This is a genomic window from Providencia sp. 2023EL-00965 (assembly GCF_033550225.1).
Classification (GTDB): domain Bacteria; phylum Pseudomonadota; class Gammaproteobacteria; order Enterobacterales; family Enterobacteriaceae; genus Providencia; species Providencia manganoxydans.
In genome coordinates this window covers 135,688-161,857 of record NZ_JAWUEH010000001.1, presented here as the reverse complement: position 1 = coordinate 161,857, position 26,170 = coordinate 135,688, and the positions used below count along the sequence as shown (strand labels likewise).

Genomic DNA, 26,170 nt, shown 5'->3' with positions numbered 1-26,170 from the left:
ATGCACCCATTTACCTCGCTAACGTTATGGGTTTGGTTCAGTTTTACCGTGGTATTATTACCCCTTGGCTGGCCATTGCTCGTGATGAATGCATTGGTACTGATATTATTACTGATTTGGAAAGCCGCTCGCCACCGTTGGCGTTTTGTTGTATGGGTAATGCTACCCATGGCATGTGGATTATGGCTGATCCACAGCGGTTGGCTGAGTTATTGGATCACAGGAACATTCCCTGCGATCACTCAACAAGAAAAAGCCTTGACCCTATGGTTAAGGCTATTAGCGATCGTCAGCAGTGCTCAGATATGGTTACAATACGTTCCTACCGAAAACTTTATTAGAGCCCTCTTTGCTAGCCGCTTACCGCCTAGTTTCTCCTATTTGTTATCAGGGCCACTATTATTTATTGAGCAACTACAAAGGCAATTAGCCAGTATCAAAGAAGCGCAACTGGCTAGAGGTGTACCTCTTGATGGTCACATTTGGCAGAAACTAGTTTCTTTACCTGCTGTGCTACTGCCATTAGTTACCCAAACACTCAATGATTTAGCCATTCGTGGCGCTGCGTTAGACATGCGTAGTTTTCGCCTTATTCGTCAACGTACTACACTGAATGCGCCTAAAGATAGTTATTTGCAAACTATCACTCGCTACTCATTGTTAATCATCATGTTAGTTGAAGGAGGGATCCGGTGGTGGTGGTAAATTTACAGCAACTCTCTTTTACACCGAAAACAGCAAACACATCGATACTGGGCCCCATTGATATTCAATTAACAGAGGGCGAATGGCTGGGTATTTTCGGTGGTAATGGCAGTGGTAAAAGTACATTAGCTCAATTACTTTGTGGTTGGTTGCCCGAGTTAATGAGTGGTGAACTAACAGGCACTGGAGACGTGTTTTCTCTACCGCTTACCGAAGGGAATTTAGTCACTCTTAGTACACAACGACAACTGATCCAACAATCACCACAACTGCAACTCTCTGGCTGTACCTTTAGCGTTGAACAGGAAATTGCCTTTGGGCCTGAAAATCAAGGAATACCTGAAGAACAAATTTATCAACGAGTTGATGAAGCAATAGCGCTCACACACTGTGAAACATTGCGTCATCGTCACCCAAGCACGCTATCCGGTGGCGAGGCTCAACGTGTTGTTATCGCTAGTGCCCTCGCCATGCAACCTAAATTATTATTACTCGATGAAGCATTTAGCCGTTTAACGCCAAAAGCAACCCACTCACTGTTGATTAACTTAAAGAATTACACACACAAAACTGGCTGTAGTGTGATCCTATTTGAGCGCCATTTGCTACCTGCATTTGGCTTTTGCCAACAAGTCATGCTACTTGATGCAGGAAAAACTATCGCCAGTATCGATCGACAGCGCGTTTTTGCCGCAGCGCAGTCAACTGTTAACATGCCTGATGCATGGCGTGCCCTTGGCTACCTCATCAATCAACATGGTTGGAAGATTAATATCCCAAACAATGACGATGAGTTATTACATGTTTTAAAGGACAAGTATGCTGCGATTTGAAAATCTGTACTTCCGCTGGCCGAATACGATTCAAGATACCCTAACACAACTCTCTATCAAGATTACTGCTGGCGAGCAGGTTGCACTAGTGGGTGATAATGGCGCAGGAAAATCAACATTGTTGCGTTTGGCTGCGGGTTTATTACAACCAAGACAAGGGCAAATACAGCTGAATGGAGATTTGATCTCGAAACTCAGTGCGACACAGCGGGCAACTCAAATTGGCATTTTATTTCAAGAAGTTGAAAAGCAAGTTTTTCATAGCAGTGTTAAGCAAGAAATTGCTTTTGGACTAAAACGGCTAAAAATATCCAAACAAGAAATGAATCAGCGCATCGCAGACGCTTTAGAAATATGTCATTTAGAAGATGTTGCAGATCATCACCCTTTAGATCTCAATGCAGGTCAAAAGCGTATGGTGGCTGTTGCATGCCTGAGTGCTGTACGCCCGAAAATATTACTCCTAGATGAGCCAAGTCGTGATTTTGATTCGCTTTGGTTAACTCGATTTGAAAATTGGCTCGCAGTACAAAAAGATACTGGCTGTGCCGTTTTAGCCATCAGTCATGATCTTGATTTTGTAGCGCGTAATTTTCAACGTGTGCTTCATTTATCCGCTGGTAAATTAATCGCCGATGGCTCCCCTGAAAAAATATTATGTCACGCCGATTTACAGCCTGATTCGTTACTGCCTGCGCCTACACTCTATTCATTAAGTCATGCATTAAATATACAATTAGAGAATACACCTGAACATTGGGCAAACAATTTTGCTCGTTTAAACCAACGAGATCAGAGATAGATTTAACGCTGTTTTTATGATCTAATCGCATAACCAATATAGATCACTGAGTCACTTAACATGCGTGTTATCTATCAAGCTTGTATCATAATGACTACGCTATTTTTTATCGCTGGTTGTGCAACCAAGCCAGATCTCAATGCTATTACAATCGATATGAATCAACAGCAAGTTATCGAATTGATGGGGCCTCCCACTGATTTAGCAACACAGCAAACCACCACCTACTTGATGTATACCCAAAAACCTCAAACTCTACTCCATTTTGTATTTTTGAATAATCAACTGATTGAATATGGGCAGGAAAATCGTCAACTGAGTCATGCATTACCTTCAGCTTCTACTCAATTAGAATTGTGGTTGTCAGAGCAAAATAAAGCCGTTAATCCATCGGCAATAGCGGGTTGTAAAATGCTAGATCAGCGTATAAATTGTGGCGCTGAATAATAAAAAAACAGCCCTAATTAGGGCTGTTAACACATTAATTAATGTAAAAATTAATCCAGTTTCACACCAATACGGCGAGCAACTTCTTCATAGGCTTCAATTAAACCACCAAGGCTTTGACGAAAACGGTCTTTATCCATTTTATTGAGTGTTTCTTTATCCCACAGGCGGCTACCATCCGGAGAGAACTCATCACCCAAAACAACTTTCCCGTTAAACAAACCGAATTCCAGTTTAAAATCGACTAAGATCAGCCCTGCATCTACAAAAATTTTTGATAATACGTCATTAGCTTTATAACTTAACCGTTTCATTTCTGCTAAGTTTTCTTGATTAACCCAGCCAAACGTTTCACAGTAAGACTCATTGACCATTGGATCATGCTTAGCGTCATCTTTTAGGAATAAATCAAATAATGGTGGGTTTAATACCATGCCTTCTTCAACACCAAGGCGTTTAACCAAAGAGCCTGCGGCACGATTACGTATAACACACTCTACTGGCACCATCTCCAATTTTTTGACTAACGCTTCAGTGTCTGACAGTAAAGCTTCCATTTGCGTTGGAATGCCAGCTTCTTCCAGCTTACTCATAATAAAATGATTAAACTTATTGTTTACCATCCCTTTACGGTCAAACTGCTCGATGCGCTCCCCATCGAGTGCTGATGTATCATTACGGAATTCCAGAATCAAACGGTCAGGATCCTCTGTGGTATAGACCGTTTTCGCCTTACCACGATACAACTCAGCTTTCTTTTGCATCTTACACACTCCAGAGATGTGATTATTCAATTAAGGTATCAACGCTTGCGCAGATCCAGATAAGTAACAGTAGAATGTCGCAATTCATTGTTAATTTTCTGTTCTGTTTATACCTGTCATCTTGTAGGTTGCAATCATGTTGACTGCACTGACTTGCACCAACCACATAATTACCTACACCGCTAGCCATTCATTCACTTGCCGGCATTAGTTTGTATATAGAGCTATAATTCATTAAAGCATCATTATCTAGCCTACCGAATAATGATAATAAAATTCACCTACAGACGCAAACGATTACTTAGGCGTAAATACTGGTTTTTTGTCCATTTGGCGAGGGGGTGAAACTTAAAGAACAGAAAGGAAAGAAAGCGCGATAAACGCAATAGAAAAGCCGTAACCCAACACATGAGTTACGGCTTAAGAGATAAATTATTTATTGCCGACTTTACTAAAAGCCGCTTTTAATGCAGCAACCATTTCATCATTTTGTTTTTGAGTTAATGGTACACCTTTAGTATTGATAAACTGTAAGCTGCTGCGGTTGTTTAAATCACCGACTTGAACTTTGTAGTCATCTTCTGGAACAGAAGGATCATCAACACCTAAGTTCTGCCATTCGGAGCTGCTTAACCCTTTATAAGTTACCATCACTGAACCTGTTGAACGGCTGCGGTCACCAACCTTCATACCCACATTTTCTAAGGTATGAGGTAAACGTTCCCAAACAGCATCAAACGGTGCACGAACGATAACCACAGGTAAGCCAGTGGCATCACTACCAGACTGAACATCAATAATGCCATAAGCACTTTGGATACTATTTTTATTTGACGTATCACGCAGCGCGTATAGGCTATCAGTCAATTCATTGAGCAATAATTTATTGTAACGCTGGATTTCAGCTTGGTCAGTGATAGTCTCTGCCCCTTGACGCAAGCCTAAATTAGTCACAGTTAATGCAATCTGCCCACCTTGTGGCTGTACAGTCACTTTATGGCGGCTTTCTAGCGGTACATCTTCATCAGCACGTTCCCATTTCACCCAATCGGTTTCAATAGAATGTGAGCCATCATCTTTCGATGTCACTGGGATACCACGTTGCTCTAAAATTAACGTAACTTGTGACCATAACGCGCTATTTTCAGGTGTATTATCAAGCAACAAACGACTTGCTTCAGCACTATCTTCAGTACGTGAGCCCGCTAACTGCGAAATCGACAATACTGGAGGACGAATATCCAGTGCTTTACCCACCGGTCCCGTTGAGGTGACTTTAGGGAGCTCATATTCGCCATTTTGCAATGGTAACGTCATTCCCTGTGGTACATTTAACACTTTCAATGGCGCGGCATCGAGATATTCCTCGTTACCACTGACCTGACGTTTATAGCGCTGATCGCTGGAGCAGGCTGCCAGTAACACCACAAGTGACAGGCCAGCAACCTTCATAACCTTCGATTTTTGCAATAATGTTGCCATTAAAATTCCCTAAATTTTACAGTAACCCAGCGAGTTTCAGTGCCGCTTCCACTTTCTGTTGGCCTGACTCAGTTAACGGTGTCATTGGTAACCGCAACGTATCGTCAGCAATCAAACCAAGGCGGTGGCAGCCCCATTTCGCTGGAATTGGATTAGGCTCAACAAATAACTGATGATGCAAACCCATCAGGATTTTGTTTAATTCACGAGCCTCAGTATATTTGCCCGCAAGCGCTAAGTCACACATTTTTACCATTTGTGCGGCCGCAACGTTAGCCGTAACAGAAATAACGCCCTGACCACCCAATTGCATGAAGTCCAATGCGGTTGCATCATCACCTGTGAGCAGAACAAAATTGTCATCAACCAGTTCTTTGATTTGATGAACCCTTGCTAAGTTCCCTGTTGCCTCTTTAATTGACACAATATTCGCCAATTTTGCTAAACGTCCCACCGTTTCAGGCAATAAATCACACCCTGTGCGTGATGGTACATTATAGAGGATTTGAGGCAAGCTCGTGTTCTCTGAAATAGCTTTAAAGTGTTGATACAATCCTTCTTGTGAAGGCTTATTATAATAAGGTGTGACTGTCAGGCAAGCAACAACGCCTGAATTTTCAAACTCTTCAGTCAGAGAGATAGCTTCCGCGGTCGCATTCGCCCCTGCTCCTGCAATGATCGGAATACGCCCATCAGCCAGTTCCAATGTCGCATTAACCACATCCACATGTTCTTTATGTGTTAGTGTTGCTGATTCGCCAGTCGTCCCAACAGACACAATCGCAGAAGTACCACTTTCAACATGGTAATCCACCAATTTTTTCAAGCTTTGTTTATCCAAACGCCCTTTTGAATCCATTGGTGTAATGACTGCAACAATACTGCCAGTTAAAAACTCTTTATAGTTTGTGTTTGAATGAGACATAGCTATACCCCCTAAATAGTTTAGACTCCATGGTACGTTTTCATTTCAAAGAAGAAAACCACCCAAACGCAGGTTTTTAATGAATTTTGTTAATACCGCTCTGAATAACTTAAACAGAAGTAATAATTCTCGATCATTCCTCGCAAGAGTGAATCTGCCCTCTTGGCAGATTGTTATTTTTATGGTTTCCTTACCATCATCAACCTGTCGATTTTGCTCCTTAAATTATTGAGTAAAAAGCGACCTGAGAATAAAAAATATGAAGGAAACGACTTTGCCTAAGACCGAACAGCAATTTCTTGTTATTACCGCGCTGGGAACCGATCGTCCGGGCATTGTGAATACAATTACACGCCTTGTGAGCGAATGTGACTGCAATATCGAAGACAGCCGCTTAGCGATGTTCGGTAAAGAGTTCACCTTTATTATGATGCTTTCAGGGAGTTGGAATGCAATTGCACAAATAGAGGCCACTCTGCCATTAAAAGGGGCTGAACTAGAGTTGTTAATTGTGATGAAGCGAACACAAAGCGTAGAAACCACCGACTACCCGTCAACGGTAACAGTGAATGTCGTGGTCGATGATGCACCTCGCATCGTAGAACAATTTACAAATTTGTTTACCACTCAACAATGTAATATTGCGGAGTTAGTATCAAAAACACAGCCTGCAAGTCATGATGCGCCGGCTCAGCTTGAAATTCAAATTACAGCACATCATCCATTGGATGATAATGGCTTAATTATAAAAAATAAATTTCAACAACTATGTACAATGCTCAATGCTAAAGGCAACATAAGCATTGTTAATAATCCCAAAATGCAGAGTTAACGGAGATATATGTAATGAACCCATTGAAAGCCGGTGATAAGGCGCCTCAATTTAGCCTTCCTGACCAAGATGGTGAAATCATCAATCTTTCAGATTATCAGGGTCAACGCGTATTAGTTTACTTCTACCCTAAAGCCATGACGCCTGGATGTACTGTTCAGGCATGTGGATTGCGTGATGAAATGGATACACTTAAGCAAAAAGGTGTTGAAGTTTTAGGCATTAGCACCGATAAACCCGAAAAATTGTCTCGTTTCGCTGAAAAAGAAATGCTCAACTTCACGCTATTATCAGATGAAGATCACCAAGTGTGTGAACAATTTGGTGTCTGGGGTGAAAAACAATTCATGGGTAAAACCTATGACGGTATCCACCGCATTAGCTTCCTTGTTGATGCAAATGGAACTATCGAACATGTATTCGACAATTTCAAAACCAGTAATCACCATGAAATTGTTCTTGAGTACTTAAACGCAAACGCTTAATAGCGACTGATGAGAAACTTTCCTCATCTAAAATAACGTACAAAGCGGGAAGTTTATTTCCCGCTTTATCTTATTGGTTAACCTATTATTCTTGTTTTGTTTGGCTCTCTAATGTTTCTTCTGGCCACGCATTGATCACGGCTTTAATCAGCGTTGCGAGGGGGATAGCAAAAAACACGCCCCAAAAGCCCCATAATCCACCAAAAATGACTACAGATAAAATAATCACCAATGGATGCAAGTTTACTGCTTCAGAGAATAATAACGGCACAATTAAGTTACTGTCTAAGCCCTGAATAATAAGATAAACCACAATCAGAGACCAAAAATCACTTCCTATGCCCCATTGAAATAAAGCCACAAGCACAACAGGGATCGTCACAACCACCGCGCCAATATAAGGGATCAAAACGGATACCCCCACCAGCACAGACAATAACACCGAGTAACGTAAATCAAAATAGGCAAAACCTGCATAAGTACAAACACCGACAATCACCATTTCAGTGGCTTTACCACGTAAATAGTTAGTAATTTGTTGGTTCATTTCAACCCAGACTTTACCGACCAACAAACGATTTCTTGGTAGCACTTTTTGTACACTATTAATGATTTTTTGTTTATCTTTCATTAAGAAAAACATCATTAATGGTACTAAAACAACATAAATTGCCAAGGTAAATACCCCTATCAAGGAAGCAACTGACATTTTAACCACTGATTCAGCCATTCCTGATAAGCGACTCCGTAAGTTATCAGCCATCATATCAATGATACCGGCATCAACTAATGCAGGGTAACGCTCTGGTAATGTTTGAGCAAACTCGTTAAACCGATTGACCATATTCGGTAAATCGCCAACAAGATTTATTCCTTGTTGCCATGCCGTTGGTGCAATAATTAAAATAACCATGGCACTAATTCCAGCAAACAAGGTCAAAATAATACTAACAGCCACGACACGTGAGCAGCCTAATCGTTCAAGAAAATGCGTTGGCCATTCAAGTATATAAGCAAGTGCTAATGCCACTAATAAAGGAGCTAAAATGCTGCTGAAAAAAAATAGGATCGCAAAGCCGACAATCAACAGTGTGAATAGTGCAACAGCCTGTGGGTCAGCAAAACGGCGCCGATACCATTGTAATAACATTTCCAGCATTAGTTAGCTCCTTGGAAATTGATGCATTAAAGACAGTTCCTAAATTAGCGAAAATTATACCAATTAACAGACATTACGGTAGCATTTGCTATCATAGATTGATCTCAAAATTCATCGTTGTACGGGATGCCATTGTTTCATGAATAAAAAACTGAAAAATCCACTTATGGTTTTATTGATAGCTGCGTGTGTCAACGGCGCTGTATTACCCGCCTTCAGTGCAGTTGAAGATACTCTCCCCGACATCGGCACAACTGCTGGTGGGACATTAAGCATCAATCAGGAAATTATTATGGGTGATGCTATCACCCGACAAATTCGCGCCAGTACACCCTTGATTTATGACCCTCTTCTTAACCAGTACATTAATAAACTGGGTATGCGGTTGGTTAAGAATGCCGATTCGGTTAAAACCCCCTTCAAGTTCTATTTGGTGAATAACCCTAATATTAACGCCTATGCCTACTTTGGCGGTAATGTAGTACTGCATTCGGCACTGTTTCGTTATAGCCAAAACGAAAGCCAATTAGCGTCAGTTATGGCGCATGAAATCTCACACGTTACCCAGCGTCATCTAGCACGTATGATGGAAGACCAAAAAAGCACAACGCCATTAGCGATTGCTGGCACGATTGGTTCATTATTATTGGTAATGGCAAACCCTCAAGCAGGATTTGCCGCTTTAACGGGTACTTTTGCTGGTATGCAACAAGGCATGATCAGTTTCACCCAAGCGAATGAACAAGAGGCTGATCGTATCGGTTTGCAGACTCTCAGACGCTCTGGTTTTGACCCTCACGCAATGGCTGACTTTATGCAAGTGATGTCAGATCAAACTCGTTATATGTCAAAACCCCCTGAAATTTTGCTAACTCACCCATTGCCTGACAGCCGTTTGGCAGATGCACGTAACCGTTCCAATCAGTATCCCAAATTAAAGGTGCCTTCTTCCGAAGATTTTATGTTAGCTCGTGTACGCATTTTATCTATGTATACTTCAGGCCAACAATATGCTTTAGATCAGATCATAGAAAATTATAGTAAGGGCACCGCCCAAGAGCGTATGGCAGCAGAATATGGGCGTGCTTTGAAATTATCTCAAGATAAAAAGTATGCTGAAGCCACTAAAATTGTCAGTAGCTTGCTAGAAAAACAACCTGATAATCCATGGTTTATCGATAGCATGACAGATTTGGATATTGAACAGCGTCGTGCAGGCCAAGCCGTTACTCGCTTACAAAATGCATTGAAAAAATCGCCAAATAATCCAGTGCTACAAATCAATTTAGCAAATGCTTTAATCAACAATAAGCAGCTTGCTGAAGCAACTTCATTGCTAAATAGGTATACCTTTAATTACCCCGATGATCCTAATGGTTGGGATTTATTAGCCGAAGCATCGGCTAAACAAGGTAAGCGTACAGAAGAGCTTGCCGCCTATGCCGAAGGTATGGCGTTACGGGGTAACTATGATAATGCCGTTAATTATCTTACCGAGGCTAGCAGAAAGAGTCGCTTAGGTAGCTATGAACAACAACGCTATGATGCACGTATCGATGAATTAAGAAAATTACAATTAAGAGACAGTAAAGCTAAACCGTAAGGGATCATAACGATGACGAACACGATCAAAATCTATCATAACCCTCGTTGTTCTAAGAGCCGCGAAACTCTGGCGCTATTAGAATCTAAAGGGATCACACCCACGATTGTTGAATACCTAAAAACACCACCAAGCATCGCTGACTTGAAACAGCTCTTAAAATCATTAGGTTTCACTGATGCGCGCCAATTAATGCGCACCAAAGAAGATCTGTATAAAGAACTCAATCTAAAGGATGAGTCTTTAACGCAAGAACAACTTTTGCATGCCATGCATGAAAATCCTAAGTTAATTGAACGCCCTATCGTGGTAAACGGCAAAAAAGCCAAACTAGGACGTCCACCAGAACAAGTATTAGACATATTATAATATCCCACCACCTCACTTTAATTATGGAGTGAGGTGGACTATTTATTCATTCTAATTGTTCTATAACTGAAGAATATCTTTTACGAAGGGAATAGTCAGTTTACGTTGCGCAACAATTGATGCGTGATCCAGTCGATTTAAAATATCAAACAACGTCCCCATTTTTCTATCTAAGCGTTTTAAAACAAACCGGCACACATCTTCAGGTAATTCAAAACCACGTATTCGCGCGCGCAATTGCAGCGCACAAATTTTGTCTTCATCACTCAATGGATGTAATTTATAAATTTGCCCCCAATCGAGCCGAGATGCGAGATCAGGCAGCGAGAGGTCAATTTGTCTTGGTGGTCGATCACCGGTTATTAATAAACAGGTTCTGCCAATTTCTAAAATACGATTATATAGGTTAAAAATCGCCATTTCCCATTCAGGATCACCGGCAATACACTGAATGTTATCAATGCACACTAATGATAAATGTTCCATGCCATCAAGCACTTCAGGGACAAAGTAGGCTCGCTTATCGAGTGGAACGTAACCAACTGCGATATCCTGCTCGGATAGCTCAGCACAAGCCGCATGCAATAGGTGACTTTTACCGCCCCCCTCACGAGACCAATAATAAATATAACTACCGTGTGGCTGATGAATAGCGAGCCTAATCGCAGAGAGCAACGCTTCGTTTTCCCCTGCATAAAAACTGGCAAACGTTTCATCATCCGGTAGATATAGTGGTAGTGAAAGCTGCGATGGTGTGTTCAGAAGCACCTCTGGCTGTACAAAACAATTAACGCTGATAAGTTTACCATAAATTGCAAAGATAGATGAACAGCAAGAAATCTGATTGCCGATGCTTTCATCACATCGGCAACTGTTTCGCACTTTTATTTCTTCGAATGCGTATCGACTTCTTCGAGATCTGAAGTCACAAACTGTTTTTCAGGACGAATAAAAGTAATAAAGCGGAATAATAAAGCCATCGCGATACCAACAATCGTTGCTAATGCCATACCTTTTAGTTCTGCCTGACCAATACTAATCACAGCGCCACTAACACCAATGATCAAAATCACTGAGGTCAAAATCAAATTTTGAGGCTTGTTATAGTCAACTTTAGAGTCGATTAATACACGAATACCCGATGCACCAATTACGCCATAAAGTAATAGCGATACCCCACCCATCACGGGGGTTGGCACTAATTGAATCGCTGCGGCTAGTTTACCTACACAGGATAGGAGAATAGCAATGATAGCCGCACCACCAATTACCCAAGTACTGTAAACTTTAGTTATTGCCATAACCCCAATATTTTCGCCATAAGTCGTATTTGGTGTTGAGCCGAAGAAACCTGAAATGACGGTAGAAAAACCATTCGCAAACATTGAACGGTGTAAGCCTGGGTTTTTCATCAAATCACGTTCAACGATATTTGCAGTCACAACTAAGTGGCCAACATGCTCTGCAATCACGACTAACGCCGCAGGCAAGATAGTTAAAATAGCAAACCATTCAAAACGTGGGGTATAAAAGGTTGGAACAGCAAACCATGGCGCTTCAATAACAGGGGTAAAATCGACGATCCCCATAAAATAAGATAAGGCATAACCTGCTAAAAAACCGATTAAAATAGGAATAATCGACAGAAAACCCCGAAATACTACTGCACATAAAATCGTGATTGAAAGCGTGGTGATCGAAATAATTAACGTGTTTGTATCAACCGGCGCTCCTTCTTTTGGTAATAAACCGGCCATGCTAGCCGCAGTTTGTGCCAATTCGAGACCAATCACCGCGACGATCGCCCCCATTGCAGCAGGGGGAAACATAACGTTAATCCACCCTCTTCCTGCAACTTTAACAATCAGAGCCACCAAACAAAATAATACCCCGCAAATAATAAAACCGCCAAGAGCCAATTCATAGCCGAGTGGCAGTAATATCATTACTGGAGAAATAAAGGCGAAACTGGATCCTAAATATGCAGGAATTTTTCCTTTACAGATAAATAAATAAAGCAGCGTACCAATACCGTTAAACAATAAAATTGTGGCTGGGTTAACCCCAAATAATATCGGTACAATAACGGTTGCACCAAACATGGCGAATAAATGTTGAAAACTTAACGGTATAGTTTGTAGCAACGGTGGTCTTTCTTCAACGCTGATCGCACGGCGTGTCATTTCTTTTCATCCCCTTTATACTCGTCACCCTTCTAGACGCAGAGTTATTGGTTATCTGCATCTTGAATTCGTTAAAGTATAGTGTTTTTTTATTAAAAAAAAGCCGACTTCTAAAGTCGGCTAATTATTTATTTAGTACCAAATATCTTATCGCCAGCATCACCTAGCCCTGGAACGATATACCCGTTTTCATTTAAATATTCATCAATAGACGCGGTATATAATTCAACATCTGGGTGAGCCGCTTCTAATGCAGCAATACCTTCAGGAGCAGCAACCAAAACTAATACTTTGATTGATTTACAACCTGCGTTTTTTAGCAGATCGATGGTTGCGATCATAGAGCCCCCTGTTGCCAACATAGGGTCAACAACCAGCGCCATACGCTCATCAATATTTGAAACTAATTTTTGGAAATAAGAAACGGGTTTAAACGTTTCTTCATCACGGTAAACACCCACTACGCTAATACGCGCACTTGGAACGCTTTCCAGAACACCATTCATCATGCCAATACCAGCACGCAGAATAGGAACGACGGTGATTTTTTTCCCTTTAATTTGCTCTATTTCTACAGGACCACACCAACCTTCTATCGTCACTTTCTCAGTTTCTAGGTCAGCAGTTGCTTCATAAGTCAGTAGGCTACCAACCTCTGAGGCCAGTTCACGAAAGCGCTTAGTGCTTATATCATGATCTCGCATCAGGCCGAGTTTATGTTTAACGAGAGGGTGTTTTACCTCAACGATCTTCATGGAATTCTCCTACTATTTTAGACGCCAGCGCACAAAAAAATCGCGGGATTATAACTCTTTTTACCCGAGATGCCACTAGGTTCAGTTTGATTGATGTCAAAACAATCAGAAATAGCTCATTTTTATGTTAGACCTAATTCCTGAATAAAGCTATCGCAAACGTTTGCTTAGCCTGTTAGAATAATCCGCATTGCAGTTTATTTTTCTACAACACAATTGCCTTGGGGGCCGTAGTGACTGATAAAACCTCTCTCAGCTATAAAGATGCCGGTGTTGACATTGATGCAGGTAACGCATTGGTTGAACGTATTAAAGGTGTGGTCAAAGAGACTCGCCGACCAGAAGTTATGGGAGGACTGGGGGGGTTTGGTGCACTATGTTCCCTACCACAAAAATACCGTGAACCCGTTCTAGTTTCCGGTACTGACGGTGTAGGAACCAAACTACGCCTTGCAATGGATTTAAAACGTCACGACTCTATTGGTATCGACTTAGTGGCTATGTGCGTCAATGACCTAATCGTCCAAGGTGCTGAACCTCTGTTTTTCTTAGACTATTACGCAACAGGCAAACTGGATGTTGATACCGCTGCAAGCGTGATCACCGGTATTGCTGAAGGTTGTAAACAATCAGGGTGTGCATTAGTTGGCGGTGAAACCGCAGAAATGCCGGGTATGTATCACGGTGAAGACTATGATGTTGCAGGCTTTTGCGTTGGTGTCGTTGAACGATCTGAGATCATTGATGGTAGCAAAGTCAGCGCAGGAGATGCCCTGATCGCATTAGCGTCTAGCGGCCCACATTCAAACGGCTATTCACTGGTTCGTAAAATCCTTGAAGTCAGTAAAACCAACCCAGAAGCCACTCAGCTTGAAGGGAAATCATTAGCTGACCATCTATTGGCTCCAACACGTATTTATGTCAAAAATGTGCTAGAGCTGATTGAGAAATGTGATATTCATGCTATTGCCCATATTACAGGTGGTGGTTTTTGGGAAAATATTCCTCGCGTATTACCAGAAAATACTCAAGCACAAATTGATGAAAGTAGCTGGCAGTGGCCAGCAGTATTTGACTGGCTGCAAACCGCAGGTAGCGTCAGCCGTCATGAAATGTACCGTACTTTTAACTGTGGTGTTGGTATTATCATCGCCCTGCCACAAAGCGAAGTTGAAGCGGCATTAACCCTACTGAACCAATTAGGCGAAAAAGCATGGCAAATCGGTGTTATTGCTGAGCAACCTAATGGTGAAGAGCAGGTTGTTATCCGCTAATGAAGAAAATTGTTGTCCTTATATCAGGCAGTGGCAGTAATTTACAGTCACTGATTGATGCAACAGCCAATGGTCTTCAGGCGCAAATTGTCGCCGTGATCAGCAACCAACCCGATGCCTACGGGTTGGTTCGTGCACAACAAGCCAAGATCCCAGCGCTATCATTGAGTGCAAAAGAATTTGCTGATCGCGAACAATATGACGCAGCTCTCATGGCAATGATCGATAACTACCACCCTGATTTAGTCGTGTTAGCGGGTTTCATGCGTATTTTAACTGCCGACCTAGTCAAACACTACTCAGGTAAAATGCTCAATATCCACCCTTCTCTATTGCCTAAATACCCGGGGTTACATACCCACCGTAAAGCAATGGAAAACGGCGATAGTGAACATGGAACTTCGGTACATTTTGTTACCGAAGAGCTGGATGGCGGGCCGGTTATTTTGCAAGCGAAAGTACCTATTTTTGCCAATGATACGGAAGAAGATGTTATCGAACGCGTTAAAGCACAAGAGCACAATATCTATCCAATGGTTGTACAATGGTTTGTTGATGAGCGCCTAGTAATGGCTGATAACCACGCTTATTTAGATGGTAGATGCTTGCCGATGCATGGTTATGTTAATGACTAAACATTAATAAATTATTTAAAATCTATTTTATTAAGGGCAGATAATTTCTGCCCTTTTTGTTGGGCTGTTTATCAAATTTAGTTATTTGAACTCCCTCTAATTCATCTATTTTTCAATAAATAGTTTATTCGTATTAAAATGCATACTATCTAGAATGGTGCTCACTATCACTGTCAATCATGCAGCGGGGATTTCGGGACAGATAACCCAAGGTTATAATACCTAGGATGTTATATTTGTATCATAAAAATGTTCAGTACTAGAAAATACAGTTATTTAGCTAGCTATTTTTATGATACTTTTTAATAAGTTGTTACTGGTATGAGCTATTACCATAATATAAGCATATAAGGATAGTTTTGATGAAAAAGAAGGTTGTCACGAGCCTTGGTATATTACTTGTCATCGTAGGTGGAGTATTCTGGTCGTTATTATATGAAGAACAGTTACCTGAACCCTCTCAAGAGTCATTAAATTATATAACATCAGAATTAGATGGCCTTAATTTGGAAGAGTCAATTGAAAAGATCAGAAAAGATAAAAACAGCTTTGATTTATTTTCTAATATGGGGAGGGCTGATGATTTATATAGTGAGAGAACTCAAATCTTACAATCAGAAGAATATTATAAAAAAAATTATAGTATTCTGAGTCCAGCAGAGTACCAGCAGGCTTTTGAGAATATGATAAACTCGCTATCATTCAATCAGGACTTATTTTACAACTCTTCATTTATTAATCTAATTGTAGATGAAATGCCATCAAATCAGCAACCAGTAATAAACATAAAAAAAATCACTTATATGGATGGTAGTGAAGAAATTAGAGATGGAAAACAAACAAAAGCATTACGTCTTGATAATAATAAGACCGTCAAAAATATAACAGCAGAAGTGACATATAGCTATATTACTGAGCTCGGTACATATCATCTTTCAACTGATACCCCAAAAATTTCACAACCAAACTTCACTCTGAAGCTGGCTAAAAAAGATAAAAACTTTCTGAGTTACACTTTAGATGGTGATCTAAATATAGCAGAAGAAGATATTGCTGATAAAAATGGAAATATTTTATCAGCATCTGCCTGTGTAAAAGGTAGTGTAGGTCTCACTAATAAAATCAAACGTTATATAGATGGTATAGTAAAAGCATCAGAAAGCCATAATAAAAATAAAGATGAATTAATATATCGAGTTGCTGCATATTACGAGCGTTTTGAACAAGAAACAGACGCACCTATGACATATCGAGTGGCTTGTTTGTTCCATGGTACACCAGCGACTGTAACCATTTATGAAGTAAAAAGTACAGAAAAAGAAAAACGTAACATTGTTATTACACCGAAATATCTTAAGTCATACCCCGTAGTTAAAGATCCAAAAACAGAAATATTTTATATTATTGACCAGAATGGTAACGAAATTTTAAACAATGGGAATGCTAAACCTTATATCCTGAACACAAATTACTTTTTTACCAAAACGATAGAAACTAGAACGAATGATGACGGTGATGAATATGAAGTCTCTCATTACCAGTTACATCAGTTAGATGTAAAAAATAAAAAAGCAAATCGAGTAACAGAAATGAATAGTGTTTTTAGTCTATCTGACGATGCATTTGTTATCGCTAAAGACAATGAAATTCTATTATTTAATACTGAAAATGAAAAACCTATCTTATTCTCTGGGGAAAATTTGATAATCAATATACTTGATTTTCCTGACGAACAATCAAGTTTTTTCTATTATAAAGATAAACAGGGGTATCATATCATTAATGATAAAGGTACACAGCTCCTCCCAGCAGCAGAGTATAAAATAAAGAATGGTGGTAATAATACCATTCTTTTTGGTCCTAGTTTTTTTATTGAAGATAAAATGGATACATTCGATAAAAAATTTTATTTTCTTAATTCTGAAGGTGATATTTTTCTAACACTGTTTGGCTACGATAAAGTAGAAGAATTCAGCGATGATATGACCCACGTTGAACGTAATAAACTGCATGGCTTTATTGATGCTACAGGTTATGAAGTAATCCCGTTACATTATGAAAATGCGCGTAATTTTGATAACGGCTATGCCCTAGTAAAAAAAGATAATCACTGGGGTGTGATTAATAAACAAGGTGACATCATCATTCCGTTTAAATACAGTAGCCATAATTCACTTTCATCAACAAATGGCCTCGTGTCATATCATATTGATGGTAAAGATTACACTATGGAGGAGTTACTTAAAGAGAACGCTGTAAAAACTGAAAAATACGGTAATAATGAATAGCTGAAGAGAATATTAAGTATTCAACCGGTTAATAGTGCAGCCAGCTGAGCTTTTTTGTAGCTCAGTATGGCAATTATTTCAATCAAATATCGATTTCAAAGGAAATGATAAAAGATACTCTTAATTATTTTTATTTTAATGAATAATCATCAATTATCAATGCTAGAAAAAATAGTAATAAATAGTCACCATTTAATTTATTTCAGCTCATTATCTTCTGCAAGCTCATTATCAATCACATATTAAATTTAATATGACGCTGCCATGAAAAAATTAAGTAATTACCTAGGTTAAATTGCTTATCATCAAAAATGATGCTGATGAGAGTACATGCAACGCTGGTATAAGCTAACGAAATTAGCAGCAAACAATTATTTGAATGTTCAAGCCAAAGGTGATGCCATGAAAAAATTAACGATTGCTCTTATAATAAGTTGTTCAACATTAATGCAACCTGTTTTTAGCGCTCAAGCCACCCAAAGAGCCATTAGCTATCTAACCTCTTGGGGGATCCCATCACTGGCAGAGGTAGAAATAGCACGTTCTAATGTTGATACCTTGATATTATCTTTTGGGCAATGGGATGCACAAGGAAATATTCAGGTCTCTGACGGTATGACCACGCCAAGTTTTGATAGCTATTGGATCAGCTCATCTTATTTAACGTGGACACAATTCAAATTTGACAATCCAAATAAAAAAGTGATGGTTGCCTTTGGTGGACAAACCTATGAAGGTATTTGGGAGAAAATTAACACCGCAGCAAGTCGTGAATTGGTTGCTACTGGTTTGGTAAATCTCCTAAATCAAACGTTTCCTGTATACAAAAAAAATAATGGTCAATATCAAAAAATCGGGAGTGTCCAATTAGATGGAATCGATTTTGACTTTGAAAAAGCCGCACGTTTAACAGCAGATGAAAATGCGAATTTATTAGCACTCGCTCAACTGGTACGTCAAAAGCTAGGAAGTGCGTCAAGCACAAAATTATTAAGTTTAACCACCTATCATGTAGGTGCCGATCCTGTTGAATGTGCAGATGCGACGGTAACTCAAGGGTGTTCCTATGTGGAAACTGCTAGCTCAAGCCATCATGGTGAAGTATTACCGATCCTAAGTGCTGGAAAAAATACGTTCGACTTTTTTAACGTTATGGCTTACGACGCGGGTCAGAATTTTAAATATGATGTCGCTATGAGCAATTACGCACAAGCTGTCGCAGACCCATCGAAAGTTATACTCGGAACCACCATAAATAGTCAGTGGGGGCCAACGGGAAGTTTTGTTGAAACTCAGGCAAATAATATCGCTCGCGCTAAATGGCAAGCGAGCAATAATTATGGTGGGTTTTTCGTTTGGACTTTGGGGTCAAATAACCAAGGTATGACGTTTGCGGCTCAGGTTGATTATATTAACGCGATGATCACCGCCGCTAAGGGCGCTAATTAACTGGTTATCGACTTTCAAAACGATAAAGCCGTTCAATATATAATTAATAGAAATTAATTACCTTTTCTCGCGATAAAAAAGGTATCAATAATGATAAGGAATGTTTGGTATCGTCATAGACCCCTGTATCATTTATGAGCAAACCAATAATCCTATTTATACATTCGGGTTGGCAAACACAATAGATATCGTTCAATTAAAATATTCAACATCCGTTTTAACAGCGATAACATTGATACCCTGTGTTTGCCTCCCGTATTTTTTATTGCTCAATATTGTTTATAAAACAATCGTATCATGACAATTTTAGTTATGATAAATGACGCCTTATACTCGGTTCTTATCCTGCCTGTTTGCCACAAAATGGATTAATCTTCACCACTTGGCGTCACTCTCTGCGTTGTGTCATTATTTTATCGTAAATAAGTGGTATCCTTATCTTACCTATAAAGATAGGAATTAAATTCACTGCGTTTATTTATCTTCAGGCTCTGCCATAATAAACGTGTACTTACTCTGAATAATTCTAGGTGCAGCTAGACGACAAATGAACTTAGTCAACAAGGCTGCAACTTAAAATATGACGAGTATATAACTAACATTGAGGTGTTCTATGACGACCGGGCAAGTTCATCCGTTTAGGTTGCGCCCACTTGAACGTGAAGATTTAGCTTTTATCCATCAGCTTGATAATAACGCCAGTGTAATGCGCTACTGGTTTGAAGAGCCTTATGAGGCCTTTGTTGAGTTGAGTGATCTTTACGATAAGCATATTCACGACCAATCTGAACGGCGTTTTATTGTCGAAAATGATAGTGAAAAAGTCGGGCTAGTGGAGTTGGTTGAAATTGATTATGTTCACCGTCGTTCTGAATTCCAAATTATCATTGCCCCCCGCCATCAAGGCCATGGTTATGCAACTCGTGCAGCTAAGCTGGCGATGGATTATGCATTCTCCGTGCTTAATTTATATAAACTTTATCTAATTGTAGATAAAGAAAATATCAAAGCGATCCATATTTATAATAAACTAGGCTTTCACACGGAAGGCGAACTGATCGACGAATTTTTCGTCAATGGCCGCTACCATACTGCTATCCGTATGTGTGTTTTTCAACACCAATATTTTGCCAGCAAAGCGCTGTCAGAAAATCCAGAGAGTGTTGTTAGCCCACATGCCACGATCAAGCAGCAAGTTTAGTTAAAGGTAGAGTACTTATACTTAAATTGATCTATCCGCACACAATGGAGTAACGATGTCCCAAGAACGTCTATACCACGAAAAAGAGTTAAGCTGGCTGGCTTTTAACGAACGAGTTCTACAAGAAGCAGCGGATAAGCGAAATCCTCTTATTGAACGTATGCGTTTTTTGGGCATTTACTCTAATAACCTAGATGAATTCTATAAAGTGCGTTTTGCCGATGTAAAACGGCGTATTTTAATCAATGAAGAACGCGGTTCAGCGAGCGGCTCTCGCCACTTGTTAAAACGTATTCAAAACAAAGTTGCTAAACAAGAGCAAGAATTCGATATTCTGTATAATGACTTGCTGTTAGAAATGGCACGTAACCAAATATTTTTAATAAATGAGCGTCAGATATCACCACGCCAACAAATTTGGTTACGCCAATATTTTCGCCAACATTTGCGTCAGCATATTACGCCTATCCTAATCAATCCAGATACCAATTTGGTTGAATTTTTAAAAGATGACTACACCTATCTGGCTGTTGAGATAATCAATAGTGGCAATGTGCAATATGCATTATTAGAAATCCCTTCAGATAAAGTGCCACGTTTTGTTAATTTGCCACCTGAAATGCCAAAGCGCCGCAAATCGATGGTTCTGATTGATAATATTTTGCGTTATACCCTTGATGAAATCTTCAAAGGCTTCTTTGATTACGATGAATTAAACGCTTATTCCATGAAAATGACCCGTGATGCGGAATACGATATCGCCACAGAAATGGAGTCAAGCTTACTTGAAATCATGTCATCAACACTGAAACAACGTTTAACGGCGGAGCCAGTTCGCTTTGTTTATCAACGTGATATGCCTGATGAGATGGTTGCAGTACTGCGAGAAAAACTGGGGTTATCCAATGATGACTCGGTAATTGCCGGTGGACGCTACCATAACTTTAAAGATTTTATTAATTTCCCTAATGAAGGAAATAAAAACCTATTAAATAAACCATTGCCTCGCTTACGTCACCGTTGGTTTGACAATTTCCGCAATGGTTTTGATGCGATCCGTGAACGTGACGTATTGCTATATTATCCATATTACACTTTTGAGCACACCTTAGAATTACTAAGGCAAGCGTCTTTTGACCCAAATGTTTTATCAATCAAAATTAATATTTATCGTGTCGCTAAAGACTCGCGGATTATCGATTCAGTGATTCATGCCGCGCATAATGGTAAAAAAGTCACGGTCGTCGTGGAGTTACAAGCGCGTTTTGATGAAGAAGCTAATATTCATTGGGCTAAGCGGCTAACCGAAGCCGGCGTACACGTGATTTTTTCTGCCCCCGGCCTAAAAATCCACGCTAAGCTATTTATTATTTCTCGTATGGAAGAAGGACAAATAGTCCGTTACGCACATATCGGTACAGGTAACTTTAACGAAAAAACAGCACGTCTATATACGGATTACTCATTACTGACAGCGAACGAACAAATCACCAATGAAGTGCGCCGCGTATTCAGTTTTATTGAAAACCCTTACCGACCTGTTACCTTTGAAAACTTAATGGTTTCACCACAAAACACGCGTCTTCGACTCAACGAACTAATAGACCAAGAAATTGCGAATGCGCAAGCCGGTTTACCAAGTGGTATTACTTTAAAAATAAACAATCTTGTTGATAAAGAGCTCACTGATAAATTATATGATGCTTCTAATGCAGGAGTAAAAATTCGTTTACTTATTCGTGGTATGTGTTCATTAGTTGCAGGCCAACCTGGCTACAGTGAAAACATTCAAGTCACGAGTATCGTTGATCGCTTTTTAGAACATGATCGTGTTTATGTGTTTACTAACGCGGGTGATGACAAAGTGTTTATTTCTTCAGCTGATTGGATGACCCGCAATATTGATTATCGAATTGAAGTTGCCGTTCGCTTGGTTGACAACCGTCTAAAACAACGGGTTTTAGATATTCTAGAGTTACAATTTAACGATACGGTAAAAGCGCGTTATGTTGACAAAGATCTCAGCAATCATTATGTTCCCCGCGGCAATAAACGTAAAATTCGGGCACAGCTCGCTGTTTATGACTATTTAAAATCACTGGAAACGCCTGAGACAAGGTCCTAATCTATGCCATTAACTCATACATCAACGCCTCGACCTCAAGAAATTGCGGCTATCGACCTTGGCTCTAATAGCTTTCATATGGTTATTGCCCGTATCGTAAACGGTGCACTGCAAGTCTTAACGCGTTTAAAACAACGTGTTCACCTCGCAGATGGTTTAAGTGATAGTAACGAATTAAGCGAAGAAGCAATGGAGCGCGGCTTAGCTTGCCTTGCCCTATTCGCTGAACGTCTACAAGGCTTCACCGAAGAAAACGTCTGCATCGTTGGCACCCACTCATTACGGGTTGCAACCAATGTGGAAGAATTTTTAAAACGCGCAAAAAAAATCATTCCTTACCCAATCGAAATCATTTCAGGCCAAGAAGAAGCACGTTTGATCTTTATGGGGGTCGAACATACTCAGCCAGAAAAAGGCCGTAAACTGGTGATCGATATTGGTGGAGGCTCCACGGAATTGGTAATTGGTGAAAAATTTGAGCCTTTACTGATCGATAGCCGCCGTATGGGTTGTGTTAGCTTCGCACGTAACTACTTCCCCAATGAAACGATTAATACAGAAAATTTCAATCGAGCCTATCTTACAGCCTGTTTAAAACTAGAACAAACCGCCACAAAATTTAAACATTTGCACTGGGATGTAGCAATGGGCGCGTCCGGTACTATCAAAGCAGCGCATGCCGTGATTGTTGAAATGGGAGAGCGTGATGGCATCATTACCCGTGAGCGACTCGAAAAAATCAAACAAATGGCGCTGAAATATAAAACGTTTTCTGCTGTTGATATTCCTGGTTTGTCGACTGAACGTAAGCAAGTATTTGTTCCTGGTTTGGCTATTTTATGTGCTGTTTTTGATTCTCTCAATATCAAAGAGTTACGTCTTTCTGATGGTGCATTACGTGAAGGCGTTTTATATGAAATGGAAGGTCGTTTCCGCCATCAAGATATCCGCCAGCGAACAGCACTGAGTCTTGCTGAGCACTATAATATCGATAGAGAGCAAGCAAAGCGGGTTCTGAAAACGATGGAAGAGCTCTATCACCAGTGGGGGCAGCAAAACCCTAAGTTAGTTAACCCACAACTTGAATCTATTTTGATTTGGGCGGTAATGCTACATGAAGTGGGGTTACATATTAATCAAAGTGGCTTACATCGTCATTCTGCTTACATCTTGCAAAATACCAATTTACCCGGTTTCAATCAGGAGCAACAACTGTTGCTGGCTACTTTAGTACGTAATCATCGTCGAGTGATCAAATTTGATGATATCCCTAAATTTAATTTGTATAAAAGAAAACAATTTATGCCGTTGATCCAAATTCTACGGCTCTCAATTTTGTTAAATAATCAGCGACAATCAACAACCACACCTTCATCACTACGTTTAGAAACCGATGAAGGTCACTGGACATTATACCTTCCGGCACAATATTTATCTCAAAACACCCTGATGCAACTCGATCTCGAAAAAGAGAGTGCTTATTGGGAAGATGTCCCCGGTTGGAAATTAGATATTCGTGAAGAGCCAAACTAGCTAGGGTACTCATAATTTGGTAACCAATATACGTATTTAGTCAGTTTTAGATACTCAAAATAATTCAAGGGCAGCTAGACGACAAGCGAACCAATTGCTAGCATCATCAGAAACGATGTAACTAATGCAAGTGAACGCAGTCAGCAGCGCTGCAACTTGGAGTATGACGAGCACAGTACTTTGTCTTGATTGTTGATATTTATTTGGGTTAATCACCAATCAATGGCAAAATAGTGTGGTTTCTTCGCAAAATGGTACTTACCGTACCCGTCATTGCTTTAAGGATTAAAATGTCACAACCTGCTTTCTCAATTGATGCGGCACCAACAGTAAATCCGCATTCTCAAAAACTGGCGTATATCCGCCAGCAGATCCTGACGCTATTCATGGATGACGAAGAGTTCGTCCAAACCCTTGTCGAACACGACCAACACGTTAGTCTGAGTGATAAAGCACTTAGTGAAAAAATCAATACAGTCAAAGAGTTATTGATTGATTTACACGCAGCTGATATCGCCGACATCTTAGAAATGTTACCGTATGATGAACGTCTTGCTTTATGGCGTTTAGTCGATAACAGTGAACGTGGTGAAGTGCTGGTTGAAGCTTCAGTTGCTGTCTGGGATAGCCTGATCAAGGATATGTCTGACCGTGAATTACTCCGCGCTGTTGCTAATTTGCATGTCGATGAACAAGCGTATATTGCAGAGCATTTACCCCAAGATACTATGCGTAGGTTACTGACCTATTTAGATCCTAGTTTACGCAGCCGTATTCGTGAAGTTCTGCAATATGCAAAAGACAGTGTCGGTCAGATGATGGATTTTGAATTCGTTACTGTCCGCCCTAATGTCACGCTAAAAACGGTTCAACGTTACTTACGCCAACGCGGCAAAATCCCTGAAGCTACCGATAAAATTTTTGTTGTTGATAACAAAAATTTTCTACAAGGTGAATTGCCTCTCACTACAATTTTAACCCAGTCACCTGAACGCATTGTTGCCGATGTCATGAAAACAGATACTGTCACCTTCCTGCCTGATGAAAAAGGAGAAGATGCGGCAAGTGCCTTCGAACGTTATGACTTAATTTCAGCAGCTGTTGTTGATAGTAACGGCTTATTGATGGGTCGTTTAACCGTTGAAGATATCGTTGATAACTTAAACGAAGAAAATGACAACAGTATCCGTCGAATGGGGGGGTTGAGCCCTGAGGAAGACGTGTTTGCACCTGTTGGGCAAGCAGTTAAAACTCGTTGGACATGGCTCGCTATTAACCTGTGTACGGCTTTCGTCGCATCACGTGTCATTGGGGTGTTTGAAGACACTATTTCCCAATTAGTTGCTCTAGCAACACTCATGCCTATCGTTGCGGGTATTGGTGGTAACACAGGAAACCAAACCATCACCATGATCGTCCGTGCGATTGCATTGCACCAAATCCAAACCGGCAGCTTCTCTTTTCTCATGCTAAGAGAGCTTGGGGTGGCCTTTATCAACGGGGTCGTTTGGGGAGGCATAATGGGTATTGTCACCTACTTCCTCTACGGCGATATTGCCATGGGTGCTGTAATGACATTAGCCATGATCTTAAACTTACTAATGGCAGCAATTATGGGTGTTCTGATCCCACTTATCATGCTTAAATGTGGTAAAGACCCAGCGATTGGCTCTAGCGTTATGATCACCGCAATCACTGATACAGGCGGTTTCTTTATCTTCTTAGGTCTTGCAACGCTATTTTTGGTTTAATCACTATTTGGCATACTCAGCAACAATTGGCTGAGTATGCCTTCTAATATTGCAAAATTCTCTTCTTTTTCCCCATGATCTAGCCACAGCCTCTTTCATATCAACGACCAATAGGGCTAATTTAATATTATTAATATGCTTAATCCTTAGTTTATGAACTAAATATATTAATCAAAAAATAATAAAATTAATATTTTGTTACTTTGTTGATGCATTAACCAGCAAAATTAAATTAATAAAATATATTTTTCCCTTTAATATTTTCTAAAAAATATACGATCTTCTGCAAAAAATCATTTATTAACATCATATAATGTTATTGTTTTACTCTCCAGATAATATAATTACACAAAGCAATACAACTGGAATATTAATCTTGTTTTAAGAGTTGAGGTTTACAGAATATGGAATTTTCTGCTATAAATTAGGTATGCATTAAGAATACAGCGTATTAACTAGGTTCCTCCATCCAACGTTTTATACCTCTTATCTGCACACCTAATATTATTTACTGTCGTAACACAGTAAATTTAGCTGTAATTCCGAAATGAAAAATAAAAAATATGTTCG

Annotated in this window: 23 protein-coding genes; 16 read left to right on the top strand and 7 right to left on the bottom strand. The window is 40.0% G+C overall.

Annotated features, from left to right (window positions below):
- The 4 genes from SC428_RS00735 (at nucleotide 1) to bamE (ending at nucleotide 2,787) form a co-directional block, all read left to right on the top strand.
- Nucleotides 1-705: an energy-coupling factor transporter transmembrane component T gene (locus SC428_RS00735; RefSeq protein WP_318705786.1), complete on the top strand. Its 705-nt coding sequence runs from the start codon at nucleotides 1-3 to the stop codon at nucleotides 703-705.
- On the top strand, nucleotides 693-1,538 hold the full coding sequence (locus tag SC428_RS00730) for an energy-coupling factor ABC transporter ATP-binding protein (protein ID WP_318705511.1): 846 nt from the start codon (nucleotides 693-695) through the stop codon (nucleotides 1,536-1,538). Before SC428_RS00735 ends, SC428_RS00730 begins: the two co-directional genes overlap by 13 nt.
- Nucleotides 1,525-2,340 carry an energy-coupling factor ABC transporter ATP-binding protein gene (locus SC428_RS00725; RefSeq protein ID WP_318705509.1) on the top strand — a complete coding sequence of 272 codons (816 nt, stop codon included), beginning with the start codon at nucleotides 1,525-1,527 and terminating at the stop codon, nucleotides 2,338-2,340. Before SC428_RS00730 ends, SC428_RS00725 begins: the two co-directional genes overlap by 14 nt.
- Nucleotides 2,341-2,430: 90 nt before the next feature.
- On the top strand, nucleotides 2,431-2,787 hold the full coding sequence (gene bamE / locus SC428_RS00720; protein ID WP_318705507.1) for an outer membrane protein assembly factor BamE: 357 nt from the start codon (nucleotides 2,431-2,433) through the stop codon (nucleotides 2,785-2,787).
- Between the two features lie 50 nt (nucleotides 2,788-2,837).
- On the opposite strand, the gene purC is transcribed toward bamE, so the two are convergent.
- The 3 genes from purC to dapA form a co-directional block, all read right to left on the bottom strand.
- Entirely contained in the window at nucleotides 2,838-3,551 is a 714-nt protein-coding gene (gene purC, locus SC428_RS00715; protein ID WP_318705505.1) for a phosphoribosylaminoimidazolesuccinocarboxamide synthase, read from the bottom strand.
- Nucleotides 3,552-3,983: 432 nt separating this feature from the next.
- Nucleotides 3,984-5,033, bottom strand: a complete 1,050-nt coding sequence (gene bamC, locus SC428_RS00710) for an outer membrane protein assembly factor BamC (RefSeq protein WP_070928346.1) — start codon at nucleotides 5,031-5,033, stop codon at nucleotides 3,984-3,986.
- A 16-nt stretch (nucleotides 5,034-5,049) separates the two neighbouring features.
- Nucleotides 5,050-5,958 (bottom strand): 4-hydroxy-tetrahydrodipicolinate synthase, encoded by a 909-nt coding sequence (gene dapA, locus SC428_RS00705; RefSeq protein ID WP_070928349.1) that lies wholly within the window; start codon nucleotides 5,956-5,958, stop codon nucleotides 5,050-5,052.
- A gap of 274 nt (nucleotides 5,959-6,232) precedes the next feature.
- On the opposite strand from dapA, the gene SC428_RS00700 reads away from it, so the two are divergent.
- Together SC428_RS00700 and bcp are read left to right on the top strand one after the other, a co-directional pair.
- Nucleotides 6,233-6,790: a glycine cleavage system transcriptional repressor gene (locus SC428_RS00700; RefSeq protein WP_070928351.1), complete on the top strand. Its 558-nt coding sequence runs from the start codon at nucleotides 6,233-6,235 to the stop codon at nucleotides 6,788-6,790.
- 14 nt (nucleotides 6,791-6,804) lie between these two features.
- Nucleotides 6,805-7,275: a thioredoxin-dependent thiol peroxidase gene (gene bcp, locus SC428_RS00695; protein ID WP_070928354.1), complete on the top strand. Its 471-nt coding sequence runs from the start codon at nucleotides 6,805-6,807 to the stop codon at nucleotides 7,273-7,275.
- A gap of 85 nt (nucleotides 7,276-7,360) precedes the next feature.
- Here the strand turns inward: bcp and SC428_RS00690 are convergent, their stop codons facing one another.
- Nucleotides 7,361-8,434, bottom strand: coding sequence for an AI-2E family transporter (locus tag SC428_RS00690; protein WP_070928356.1), 1,074 nt, complete (start codon nucleotides 8,432-8,434; stop codon nucleotides 7,361-7,363).
- Between the two features lie 139 nt (nucleotides 8,435-8,573).
- Here SC428_RS00690 and SC428_RS00685 point away from each other — a divergent pair, with 139 nt between their 5' ends.
- Together SC428_RS00685 and arsC are read left to right on the top strand one after the other, a co-directional pair.
- Nucleotides 8,574-10,037, top strand: coding sequence for a tetratricopeptide repeat protein (locus tag SC428_RS00685; protein WP_070928358.1), 1,464 nt, complete (start codon nucleotides 8,574-8,576; stop codon nucleotides 10,035-10,037).
- Between the two features lie 12 nt (nucleotides 10,038-10,049).
- Nucleotides 10,050-10,406: an arsenate reductase (glutaredoxin) gene (gene arsC / locus SC428_RS00680; protein WP_070928360.1), complete on the top strand. Its 357-nt coding sequence runs from the start codon at nucleotides 10,050-10,052 to the stop codon at nucleotides 10,404-10,406.
- A 60-nt stretch (nucleotides 10,407-10,466) separates the two neighbouring features.
- Here the strand turns inward: arsC and hda are convergent, their stop codons facing one another.
- The 3 genes from hda to upp form a co-directional block, all read right to left on the bottom strand.
- Nucleotides 10,467-11,174 (bottom strand): DnaA inactivator Hda, encoded by a 708-nt coding sequence (gene hda, locus SC428_RS00675; RefSeq protein WP_318705785.1) that lies wholly within the window; start codon nucleotides 11,172-11,174, stop codon nucleotides 10,467-10,469.
- Nucleotides 11,175-11,290: 116 nt separating this feature from the next.
- Nucleotides 11,291-12,589 (bottom strand): uracil permease, encoded by a 1,299-nt coding sequence (gene uraA / locus SC428_RS00670; protein WP_272580063.1) that lies wholly within the window; start codon nucleotides 12,587-12,589, stop codon nucleotides 11,291-11,293.
- 128 nt (nucleotides 12,590-12,717) lie between these two features.
- Nucleotides 12,718-13,344, bottom strand: a complete 627-nt coding sequence (upp, locus tag SC428_RS00665) for a uracil phosphoribosyltransferase (RefSeq protein WP_070928363.1) — start codon at nucleotides 13,342-13,344, stop codon at nucleotides 12,718-12,720.
- 233 nt (nucleotides 13,345-13,577) lie between these two features.
- Between upp and purM the strand changes: the two genes are divergently transcribed.
- The 8 genes from purM to mgtE all read left to right on the top strand — a co-directional run bounded on the left by purM (nucleotide 13,578) and on the right by mgtE (nucleotide 25,600).
- Complete coding sequence (purM, locus tag SC428_RS00660) at nucleotides 13,578-14,618, top strand: phosphoribosylformylglycinamidine cyclo-ligase (protein ID WP_140179338.1); 1,041 nt, start codon at nucleotides 13,578-13,580, stop codon at nucleotides 14,616-14,618.
- Nucleotides 14,618-15,253 (top strand): phosphoribosylglycinamide formyltransferase, encoded by a 636-nt coding sequence (gene purN, locus SC428_RS00655; protein WP_070928365.1) that lies wholly within the window; start codon nucleotides 14,618-14,620, stop codon nucleotides 15,251-15,253. The genes purM and purN overlap by 1 nt, the downstream gene beginning before the upstream one ends.
- A gap of 362 nt (nucleotides 15,254-15,615) precedes the next feature.
- Nucleotides 15,616-17,541 (top strand): WG repeat-containing protein, encoded by a 1,926-nt coding sequence (locus SC428_RS00650; protein ID WP_318705495.1) that lies wholly within the window; start codon nucleotides 15,616-15,618, stop codon nucleotides 17,539-17,541.
- A 330-nt stretch (nucleotides 17,542-17,871) separates the two neighbouring features.
- The gene (locus tag SC428_RS00645) at nucleotides 17,872-18,990 is read left to right on the top strand and encodes a glycoside hydrolase family 18 protein (RefSeq protein ID WP_318705493.1); all 1,119 of its coding nucleotides are present in this window, start codon (nucleotides 17,872-17,874) and stop codon (nucleotides 18,988-18,990) included.
- A gap of 613 nt (nucleotides 18,991-19,603) precedes the next feature.
- The gene (gene speG, locus SC428_RS00640; RefSeq protein WP_070928376.1) at nucleotides 19,604-20,191 is read left to right on the top strand and encodes a spermidine N1-acetyltransferase; all 588 of its coding nucleotides are present in this window, start codon (nucleotides 19,604-19,606) and stop codon (nucleotides 20,189-20,191) included.
- A gap of 55 nt (nucleotides 20,192-20,246) precedes the next feature.
- Nucleotides 20,247-22,316, top strand: coding sequence for a polyphosphate kinase 1 (ppk1, locus tag SC428_RS00635; RefSeq protein WP_140182719.1), 2,070 nt, complete (start codon nucleotides 20,247-20,249; stop codon nucleotides 22,314-22,316).
- Between the two features lie 3 nt (nucleotides 22,317-22,319).
- The gene (gene ppx / locus SC428_RS00630) at nucleotides 22,320-23,849 is read left to right on the top strand and encodes an exopolyphosphatase (RefSeq protein ID WP_283125208.1); all 1,530 of its coding nucleotides are present in this window, start codon (nucleotides 22,320-22,322) and stop codon (nucleotides 23,847-23,849) included.
- Nucleotides 23,850-24,139: 290 nt separating this feature from the next.
- A complete protein-coding gene (mgtE, locus tag SC428_RS00625; RefSeq protein WP_070928380.1) occupies nucleotides 24,140-25,600 on the top strand; it encodes a magnesium transporter in 1,461 nt (486 codons plus the stop codon).
- Nucleotides 25,601-26,170: the final 570 nt, after the last annotated feature.